Origin of the sequence: Streptococcus handemini (assembly GCF_040984445.1) — a bacterium.
Taxonomy (GTDB): Bacteria; Bacillota; Bacilli; order Lactobacillales; family Streptococcaceae; genus Streptococcus; species Streptococcus handemini.
The window spans coordinates 1-8,484 of sequence record NZ_JBFRYH010000072.1 but is presented as its reverse complement, the minus strand read 5'-3'; the positions used below and the strand labels follow the sequence as shown (position 1 = coordinate 8,484).

Sequence of the window (8,484 nt, the reverse complement as noted above, 5' to 3'; positions counted from 1 at the left end):
CGAGACTTTGGGAAAGGCATTAGGTGACATCAACCACCGACCACGAAAATGTTTAGCTTACAGAACCGCTGTTGAAGCTCTCTTGAATGAGTTCGAATAAAGGTTGCACTTTTTCTTGCAATTTGTCGTGAAAAATTGTTTCCTATGCTTCTAGGTTCGACTTCTTGCATGAAAAATCGGACACTGCGCTTCTAGGCTAGACTTTTTGCATGAAAAATCGGACACTACGCTTCTAGGCTAGACTTTTTGCATAAAAAATCGTTCAATTTGATTCTAGGCTAGCTGTCTTTCATTAAAAATGGATTCCCTTATACTCGTCGAAAATCAAACTCTGATGTCGTTATACTCCGTTAATTTCAAAAATAACTTTTTTTGATCTTTTCAAGCTCACTTCGTTCGCTCTAAACTGCGGAATCTAAGAACCTGTATTTATAAGCTCTGAATCGTGTTGCTGAGCTGTGAATACAGGTTCTTATTTTGCTATTCGATACCTCGTGTTATTTTTTGATTTTGGATGAGTATTAAGTCGCCTTGCTGAATGTCAGTTTTACCTGCGATTTCGTTGCCTAAGCAGATTTTGATTTTTATATAGAATTAATAGTAGTAGATAGTATGATAAGAGAGGCTGAACATGATTCAACCTCTCTTAATTTTATTTCTCAATTGCTGCCAGCATCTTGTCCAAATGCTGGATTGATTTTTCACGGCCAAGTAGATAAATCGTATCTGGTAATTCTGGCCCGTGCATTTCGCCTGAAACAGCGATACGGATTGGCATAAAGAGATTTTTCCCTTTAATGCCTGTTTCTTTTTGAACAGCCTTGATTTGCGGGAAGATATTCTCCGATTTGAAATCTTCCTCTGTCATTGCTTCTAATTTTTCCTTGAAAGCCGCAAGGACTGTCGATACCGTTTCGCCTGCCATGACTTCTTTTTCCGCTTCTGTCAAAGCTGGAAATTCTTCGAAAAACAGATCTGTCAATGGCACGATTTCATCGACTGCTTTCATTTGTGGTTTGTATAATTCCACTAGTTTTTCAGCCTTGTCTGTCAAACGACCTGCCTCTGCTAAGAATGGTTTGGCCATTTCGAAAATCGTTGCAAAATCGGCATTCTTGATGTAGTCGTTGCTCATCCAGTCCAATTTCTTCTGATCAAAGGCTGCTGGAGATTTGCTGAGACGGTTTTCATCAAAGAGCTGAATCAATTCCTCACGAGAGAAGATTTCATGTTCCCCACCAGGATTCCAACCAAGAAGGGCAATAAAGTTAAAGACAGCTTCTGGTAGATAGCCTTTTTTACGGTAATCTTCGATAAATTGAAGCGTATTGGTATCACGTTTGGACAATTTCTTACCAGTTTCAGAGTTGATAATCAAGGTCATGTGACCGAATTCTGGCGCTTCCCAACCAAGAGCCTCATAGACCATGAGCTGTTTAGGAGTATTTGCAATATGGTCATCTCCACGAATAACGTGAGAAATCCCCATCAAGTAATCATCAATAACCACAGCAAAGTTATAGGTTGGGTACCCATCTTTTTTCTGAATAACCCAGTCGCCACCGATATTGCCACCTTCAAACTCAATCTCACCCTTGACCATGTCATTCCATTTGTAAATACCAGCTTCATTTACAGCCAAACGAACCGTTGGAATAATCCCTGCTGCCTCACGTTCTGCAACATAGGCGACTTTTTCTTCATCTGACATACCGAGGTATTCATTGATGTAGCGCGGTGTTTCACCAGCTGCCTCTTGGCGCTCACGCTCAGCCGCTAATTCTTCCTCGGTAACATAAGACTTGTAGGCCAAGCCTTTTTCCAATAGCTCATCAACATATTGTTGGTAAATCTCAAGGCGCTCTGACTGACGGTATTGTTCATGAGTTTCAGGACTTTCATCCCAATCAATTCCCAACCACCGTAGATTTTCTAATTGCGAACGCTCACCGTCTTCGACATGGCGCTTGCGGTCTGTGTCCTCAATCCGAATCAAAAAGGTTCCGCCATGATGACGTGCATACAAGTAGTTAAAGAGCGCGGTCCGTGCATTTCCGATGTGTAATAGTCCCGTTGGACTTGGTGCGTAACGCACACGAATAGGTTTTGTCATTTCATACTCTCCTTGTCAAGATTCAATAGTCCTATTATAGCACATATCCCTTACTTTGAGCCAAAAAATCAGCCGCAAGGGCAGATTTATTCTGCATGAATAATGGAAAGCGTAGAAAATGCCAAATCGGCCTTCACCACGAGTTTTTTATCAAAAACAGTCGGCTGTGACGATTGCTGAATACTACTAAAAGCCTTATCTGCCCTAACTTGCACTAACCAATTAGCTGGCACATAGAGCCGAACGGTTGAAAATGCCGCATCCACTTCAAATACCGCCTCTTCGCCAGCCATGTTCGCATGATCGAAATAAATAGTCGCATTCCCAAAAGCGACATCGATACTATCGTGTACAAAATCTGTTTCATGAATGTAAAGAGTAGAGCTCCCAAAGGCGACATCATTCTCGTCTTCTACCAAAGCACTTTTTTTTGAACCACGCCCCATCATCGTCAAAAACGGAATGTTCTTTCGCTTTGGTTTCAACAGCACACTACAACCCAGACAGGCCAAAATAGCACCAACAATGATTGTCTTAGTATCCACCATTAAAAAATGATACTGCTGATTGAGCAAGATAAAAAGCCAGGTTCCAAAAAAGAAACTATCATATAATCTTCGCTTAGCTAGACCACTTACCAATCCTGCTGCTAAGACGACAAGCCAGACCATTTTCCAAATGGACCCATCAAAGCGTGGTAAATAATTTTGAAATAAAACCAAGCCTGATAATACCAACAAACCAATTCCCAATACATACTTTTTCATAGGACTACCTCAACTCCTGTAATCTTTCTTTTAATAACTGATAATAATGTCGTGAGACATGAACCACCTTGTGTGTATCCGCAAACCGAATCCGACTGGTCCCTGAAAAGGATTTATCGAGCGAATATACCGATTGTACATTTGCAATACTGGACTTTGAAATCCGGCAAAATGTAATCGGTAGGATTTCTTCTAGTTCATACAGCTTTAATTTTACCTCGTAGGCATCCGTCTTTGAATGGGCAAAAATCTTTGCACCATCTGTCTCGAAGAACAAAATCTCCTCTAGCTTGACAAAATATTCACTCGACTCCTTATAAAAAACCAAGGACGGCTGATTCATCTTTGATAGGAGGGTTTGTATTTGGTTCACCTGCTCGGTCAAATTCGCAGTCCGAATGACCACTTCAACATCATCAAAGCCATCATCTAGTTCAATCCGTATCTTCATAACTCCCTCCTTGTTTTTATACACATTATTATAACAGGATTAGTCCCAAACACAATACCATTTCAGTAACTGGTCAATTTTCACTACTAAGTGGTACCAAACTGTAAGGAAAATGAAAAAGAAGAAGAACGTACACGCAATTTAGCATGACATTTCTTCCCTTCTTTTCTGTTTAATCATCTGATAACATTCTTGTAGCCTGATAATACGGCTGCAAAGTTTCAAAGGCTTCTTCTAACTGAGCTAAAACGGACTCCATGCTATCTGCCTTGGCCAAGTCAATATCCAGCTTCACTAAAACTTTGCGAATCTGGTCTTGCGCTAGTTGCTCAAGAAGAGAGAGGCGATTTTCTTCTGTCCCTTCTACCCGCCGACTTTCTCCATTTGCCTGTACCATATAATAAAGAGAGTCTGCTACTGCGACTTGTAAGACTTGGTTTTGCTTGGCTAGACTTTGTTCGTCTTTTTTACGCTCCACAAAACTCACCTCTACCGAGACACCATAAGCTCTTTGGTCCCCATACAACCGTAGAGCAAACATCGGCTCACTGACAGCACCTTCTGCTTGAAAATAGGTCCAAAAATGGGGCCGCACAATCTGAGCTTGATTCATCCATTGGCTCGTACGGTGCATATCTAAATGTGGCTGAGACCGATGAAAAGCTTTGGCTAGCTGCTGAAATTCCTTGCGCGCAGCCTGCGCTACTTTTTTCATCTCACGCATGCTCTCTTCCAATTCGCCCGCCTTTTCAGGCGCTATATATTTGTCCCCTTGATAGGGAAGAAAAGTTGCTATAGCGGGAAATAAGGTCATAGAAACTCCTTTTTACTGCATGTTATCTTCATTACAAAAATGCATCGAGTAATGTAGTCTTGCCACCGCCGTCTCAACCACCTGTGATGATATGGCTTCCGATAACTTGGGCAAAGGTTTCGATATTTAAACTTTGAACGTAGATTTCACCGTAACCCGAGAAAGTATTGACCACGCCTTCGCCTGTACCAATAGATTGCAAGAAGCCATTTTCAAGGTGAATATCGTAGTTCAAGTCCCTGCTCCAAGCAACGACATGAGCATTGTCTATCGTGATACTGCCACCATTTAGTTCTAGTTTTTTGATGGAGCCAAAGGCATTAGCAAGCAAGGTCCCTTCTCCTTCTGTCGTCATGACAAAGAAGCCACCTTGACCACCAAACAAGGCACGACCCACACTTTGGCGCTCCATTTTATACTGGGCAGAACCATCTAGGGCTAAAAAAGCACCGTCATTCAGACGATATTGCTTGGCACCCAATTCAAGTGCAATGACTTGACCTGGCATAGAGGGTGCAAGGGCTAACTTACCATCATCAGCACTTGAAATGGCTTCTGTGATAAACAGTGACTCGCCAGATGTCATAGAGCGACCAATGGCTCCCATTAACTTACCCAGACCAGACCCACCACGCGCATTGAGTTTTGTATTCAAGCTCACACTCGGTGTATGATAGACCATGCTTCCTCGCTGAATATAGGCTGTTTCGCCTCTTTCTAGGGCAATTTCAACAAGCGGAAATTGCATATTGCTGTCAATGGTATACTTCATTCGATTATCAGCCATGATATAGTCTCCTTTTGTATTGTTTTTTTAATACAACTATACACTTTTCCTAAAAGCCTGTCAAGCCTGATAGCAGCTAACTTTTCCATTTTCATTTGCTACTAGAATGACGGTTACAAATAGAAATGAACCGACTATACAACTTCTGTCATACGACCGGTATCGACATCATAAACCGCTCCTGAAATCACAATATCATCTGGAATCAGGGGCGACTTGCGAAGCAAGTCCATATCCTCACGGACACTATCTTCGACATCTGTAAAGGGGAGGAAATCCTGCTGCGACACATCCACGCCAAATTTTTCCTGCAACTCTGCCTGAAACTCCCCATTGGTAAAGGTCTGCGCACCGCAATCTGTATGATGTAGCACCACAATTTCTCGAGTCCCCAGTTGCTGCTGAGAAATGACCAGCGAGCGAATCATGTCCTCTGTCACCCTACCACCGGCATTGCGTAGGATGTGGGCATCCCCCAGCGCTAGCCCCAAGGCCTGCGCCACATGGAGCCGCGAATCCATACAGGTCACAATTGCTACTCTAGTTTTAGGCTTTAAGGGCAAGTGGTGCGTCCCATGCAAATCTACATAGGCCTGATTGGCCTTCAGAAACTGTTGAAAATAAGACATGAAAACTCCTTTCCTGAAAATCAGCCGATTCTCTTTTCATACTAGACTATCATTTTAGACTGCATTTGTCAGCTTATGGGCTTGGTAGGGCAGATTCTTACTGTTACTTCCGAACATCTGCATAAGGATACTAAAAAGAACCTTTCGGTCCACGGTATCTACTAATTAGGATTCGTTCCTGAACAAATTTTAGGGCTAGCTTTTTAAGGAGAATGTCGCTACACAGAAATCCATTTTTCTTTGGCCTTTCTGAGACAATAAAATCCGTCATAGCTTCAGGTGTTTGAGTATTCAAATAGACTATGATTCCCAAAACATACAGTATTTGCTAGAGCATCTAACTCTAGACCTTACGTTGAAACAGACTCCAAACTACATCAACTTGACGAAGGTCTTGGATGATTGGTAAAATGAATATGCCTGTTTCTTTGCGCAAGTCATTGGCAAACTGCTCCAAGACGAGTGCATTTTTTGCAACCAAAATCACATTCCAACCCAGTTGAGCATATTTTTCCGCTAGAGCTTTTCCGATACCACTTGAAGCACCTGTGATAAGAATTGTTTTTGACATACCGAAACCTCCAAAAATGAATAGAAAGGAATAAGTTTGAAAAAAGAAGAACAGACAGAAACCCGAAAAGATATCCAGCAGGCCTTTATTCGCTTGTGGTCAACCACTCCTGCAAACAAAATTCGTGTAAAGAGCATTTGCGAAGCTACTCCTATTGCTCGTTCAACCTTTTATACCTACTATGACAGTGTTGAAGAGTTAAAAGCTGATATTGAAGAACGGACGATCCAAGATCTCGCTGAAACCAATCACAAACTATTTAATCGCCAGATTCAACAAGTATCTGATATTGCTTTCGTTGAAAGCACTCTGAATTATGTTGCCGAACATCATCAGGTATTTCACGCTTTTTTAGTCTCACAGATAAATGGTTCCTTTATTGAACGTTGGAAATCTGCTACAAAAGAGCAATTTACTCAACTCTTTCGAGATAATGGAATAAAAAAGGATGATTTTCTATTAGAAATCGTTGCCGCAAGTGTCGTTGCTGCCATCAGCTACCAATTGAAAAAGCCGGAAATATCACTTAATAGCAAGGATATTAGCCAGCTGATTTTCAAGATATTAAGCTAATTTTGCTTTTTCACCTGTCTTTTTATACAACCATTTAAAGATAAAGCCTGGGATAACAAAGCCCATAAATACAGCAAAACCATGCACCAAATGCGCCCAAGGCTCTGGGAAAGTCGCAACCATTTTCATTGGTGAAAACCATGGAGACATATTGATCATGAGGAGCCCCATAAAGAGCAGTTGAGGCCAGATATTTTCTCCATATTCCTTACTTTTCTTATAAGCATAATACAGGAGTCCTAGTGAGAAGAAAACTTCTAAATGCCAGCCATACTCACCAAGCAATTCCCACCAGCCCCAGCCGAGTTTGATAGAAGAGCCAGGATAAAGAGCCATATCACCATTATGCAGTGGTAAATCTAAGAGCCAGTGAGAGAAGGCCACTAAGCCAGTTGTCATCCCTATTTTCCGGTCTTTTTTGTAAACAGCATAGGCCAGCAGACCTGCCAAGACCGACCAAATAACTCCCATTAACAATGAATGATCCCAGTCAATGTAGGTCAAATCAAAGTAGAGATAGGGTTTTGTGTTCAAATTGGCATCTACCTTATCAATCCCTGCCATGATAAAGAGACCATTCATAATATCAATCGCGCCCGTTGCCAAAAAGATGGGTAAAACAGGCATTTCAGGTTCTTTTGCTTTTACTGCTGTCGCTACAGCATAATGTCCAAAATACATATCTATCCTCCGATTTTTTCTTTTGTCATGCTGTTAGTTTACTCGAAAAAACAGAGGAAGTACACGACACATTTTGAAAAAGTGTCTATGGTTTTCACAAAACATTCCATTTGTGTTTTCAAAAAGAGCAGTTGCCTGCTCTTTTTATCATTTATCCTTGCAAATCATGTAATTTTTCTTGTTTTTTAACCATTCTTTGGCAATAAGTCACTCAAGACATGGGCAAAGGTTTCGATATTCAGACTTTGCACATAAATATCACCTGTTCCTGTAAAGGTATTCACCACACCTTCACCTGTACCTACGGATTGCCAAAAGCCTTTTTCTAGATGAACATGATAGTTCAAATCGCTGCTCCACGCTACGACATGGGCATTGTCAATAGTCATTTCTTGATCGTGAAGCTCTATTTTTTTAATGGAACCAAAGGCATTCACCAAGAGCGTTCCTTCGCCTTCAGTAGTCATGACGAAAAATCCACCTTGTCCACCAAATAGGGCACGACCCACCGACTGGTGTTTCATGGTGTAAAAAGCTGAGCCATCTAAAGCTAAAAAGGCACCATCATTCAGGCAATATTGCTTTTCACCAAGGTAGAGGGGGATGACCTGACCTGGAAGATTGGGAGCAAGAGCCAAACGGCCGTCATCTGCGTTTGAGATGGCTTGCGTGATAAAGGTGCTTTCACCCGATACCATAGAGCGACCAACGGCCTTGACAAGTTTCCCAATTCCTGAACCCTTGGCATTGAGTTTAGTGCTTAATTGGACACTAGGGGTATGGTAAACCATACTCCCACGCTGGATATAGGCGGATTCCCCTCGTTCCAGTTCAATTTCCACCAAGGGAAACTGCATATTGCTATCTAGTTGAAATTTCATGCGATTATCTGCCATGTCTGACTCCTTTATGGTTTATTCGCTCTACGCGATTGAATGCTAACTCTCCGTATTTTCAGGAAACTAGCTTAGAGTGAACGGCTCCCTGTCAAGTAGACAGTCAAATAATAAAAGATACTAAGCAACCTGATTCCTGAATTCCCAAGGAGTCAGGTTGTTTAATTTTGTTTGATAACGTTGTGTATTGTAAAACTGGATA

General features: G+C 41.7%; 11 protein-coding genes and 1 pseudogene. 2 read left to right on the top strand and 10 right to left on the bottom strand.

Annotated elements, in window-relative coordinates; genetic code table 11:
• Positions 1-100 (top strand): annotated as a pseudogene (locus ABPH35_RS09460) (IS30 family transposase); the annotation flags it as partial.
• A gap of 552 nt (positions 101-652) precedes the next feature.
• On the opposite strand, the gene gltX reads toward ABPH35_RS09460, so the two are convergent.
• The 7 genes from gltX to ABPH35_RS09425 form a co-directional block, all read right to left on the bottom strand.
• Positions 653-2,113 (bottom strand): glutamate--tRNA ligase, encoded by a 1,461-nt coding sequence (gltX, locus tag ABPH35_RS09455; protein WP_349989514.1) that lies wholly within the window; start codon positions 2,111-2,113, stop codon positions 653-655.
• Between the two features lie 86 nt (positions 2,114-2,199).
• Positions 2,200-2,880 (bottom strand): hypothetical protein, encoded by a 681-nt coding sequence (locus ABPH35_RS09450; RefSeq protein WP_349989513.1) that lies wholly within the window; start codon positions 2,878-2,880, stop codon positions 2,200-2,202.
• Positions 2,881-2,884: 4 nt separating this feature from the next.
• Positions 2,885-3,331 (bottom strand): LytTR family DNA-binding domain-containing protein, encoded by a 447-nt coding sequence (locus ABPH35_RS09445; RefSeq protein ID WP_349989512.1) that lies wholly within the window; start codon positions 3,329-3,331, stop codon positions 2,885-2,887.
• Positions 3,332-3,503: 172 nt separating this feature from the next.
• Positions 3,504-4,145: an HI_0552 family protein gene (locus tag ABPH35_RS09440; RefSeq protein ID WP_368849767.1), complete on the bottom strand. Its 642-nt coding sequence runs from the start codon at positions 4,143-4,145 to the stop codon at positions 3,504-3,506.
• A 73-nt stretch (positions 4,146-4,218) separates the two neighbouring features.
• Positions 4,219-4,932 carry a TIGR00266 family protein gene (locus ABPH35_RS09435; protein WP_368849766.1) on the bottom strand — a complete coding sequence of 238 codons (714 nt, stop codon included), beginning with the start codon at positions 4,930-4,932 and terminating at the stop codon, positions 4,219-4,221.
• A gap of 134 nt (positions 4,933-5,066) precedes the next feature.
• Complete coding sequence (locus ABPH35_RS09430) at positions 5,067-5,561, bottom strand: carbonic anhydrase (protein WP_368849765.1); 495 nt, start codon at positions 5,559-5,561, stop codon at positions 5,067-5,069.
• 343 nt (positions 5,562-5,904) lie between these two features.
• Entirely contained in the window at positions 5,905-6,132 is a 228-nt protein-coding gene (locus ABPH35_RS09425; RefSeq protein ID WP_349989508.1) for an SDR family NAD(P)-dependent oxidoreductase, read from the bottom strand.
• 36 nt (positions 6,133-6,168) lie between these two features.
• Here ABPH35_RS09425 and ABPH35_RS09420 point away from each other — a divergent pair, with 36 nt between their 5' ends.
• The gene (locus tag ABPH35_RS09420; protein ID WP_349989507.1) at positions 6,169-6,705 is read left to right on the top strand and encodes a TetR/AcrR family transcriptional regulator; all 537 of its coding nucleotides are present in this window, start codon (positions 6,169-6,171) and stop codon (positions 6,703-6,705) included.
• Here ABPH35_RS09420 and ABPH35_RS09415 read toward each other — a convergent pair.
• The 3 genes from ABPH35_RS09415 to ABPH35_RS09405 all read right to left on the bottom strand — a co-directional run bounded on the left by ABPH35_RS09415 (position 6,697) and on the right by ABPH35_RS09405 (position 8,483).
• The gene (locus ABPH35_RS09415) at positions 6,697-7,386 is read right to left on the bottom strand and encodes a hypothetical protein (RefSeq protein ID WP_349989506.1); all 690 of its coding nucleotides are present in this window, start codon (positions 7,384-7,386) and stop codon (positions 6,697-6,699) included. The genes ABPH35_RS09420 and ABPH35_RS09415 overlap by 9 nt on opposite strands.
• A gap of 185 nt (positions 7,387-7,571) precedes the next feature.
• Positions 7,572-8,282, bottom strand: coding sequence for a TIGR00266 family protein (locus ABPH35_RS09410; RefSeq protein ID WP_349989505.1), 711 nt, complete (start codon positions 8,280-8,282; stop codon positions 7,572-7,574).
• 120 nt (positions 8,283-8,402) lie between these two features.
• Positions 8,403-8,483: an IS3 family transposase gene (locus tag ABPH35_RS09405; protein WP_349988131.1), complete on the bottom strand. Its 81-nt coding sequence runs from the start codon at positions 8,481-8,483 to the stop codon at positions 8,403-8,405.
• Position 8,484 lies beyond the last annotated feature (1 nt).

Excerpts from the sequence above, each read along its gene's own strand:
- gltX (WP_349989514.1), bottom strand. The coding sequence starts at position 2,113 with ATGACAAAACCTATTCGTGTGCGTTACGCACCAAGTCCAACGGGACTA.
- ABPH35_RS09450 (WP_349989513.1), bottom strand. The coding sequence starts at position 2,880 with ATGAAAAAGTATGTATTGGGAATTGGTTTGTTGGTATTATCAGGCTTG.
- ABPH35_RS09445 (WP_349989512.1), bottom strand. The coding sequence starts at position 3,331 with ATGAAGATACGGATTGAACTAGATGATGGCTTTGATGATGTTGAAGTG.
- ABPH35_RS09440 (WP_368849767.1), bottom strand. The coding sequence starts at position 4,145 with ATGACCTTATTTCCCGCTATAGCAACTTTTCTTCCCTATCAAGGGGAC.
- ABPH35_RS09435 (WP_368849766.1), bottom strand. The coding sequence starts at position 4,932 with ATGGCTGATAATCGAATGAAGTATACCATTGACAGCAATATGCAATTT.
- ABPH35_RS09430 (WP_368849765.1), bottom strand. The coding sequence starts at position 5,561 with ATGTCTTATTTTCAACAGTTTCTGAAGGCCAATCAGGCCTATGTAGAT.
- ABPH35_RS09425 (WP_349989508.1), bottom strand. The coding sequence starts at position 6,132 with ATGTCAAAAACAATTCTTATCACAGGTGCTTCAAGTGGTATCGGAAAA.
- ABPH35_RS09415 (WP_349989506.1), bottom strand. The coding sequence starts at position 7,386 with ATGTATTTTGGACATTATGCTGTAGCGACAGCAGTAAAAGCAAAAGAA.
- ABPH35_RS09410 (WP_349989505.1), bottom strand. The coding sequence starts at position 8,282 with ATGGCAGATAATCGCATGAAATTTCAACTAGATAGCAATATGCAGTTT.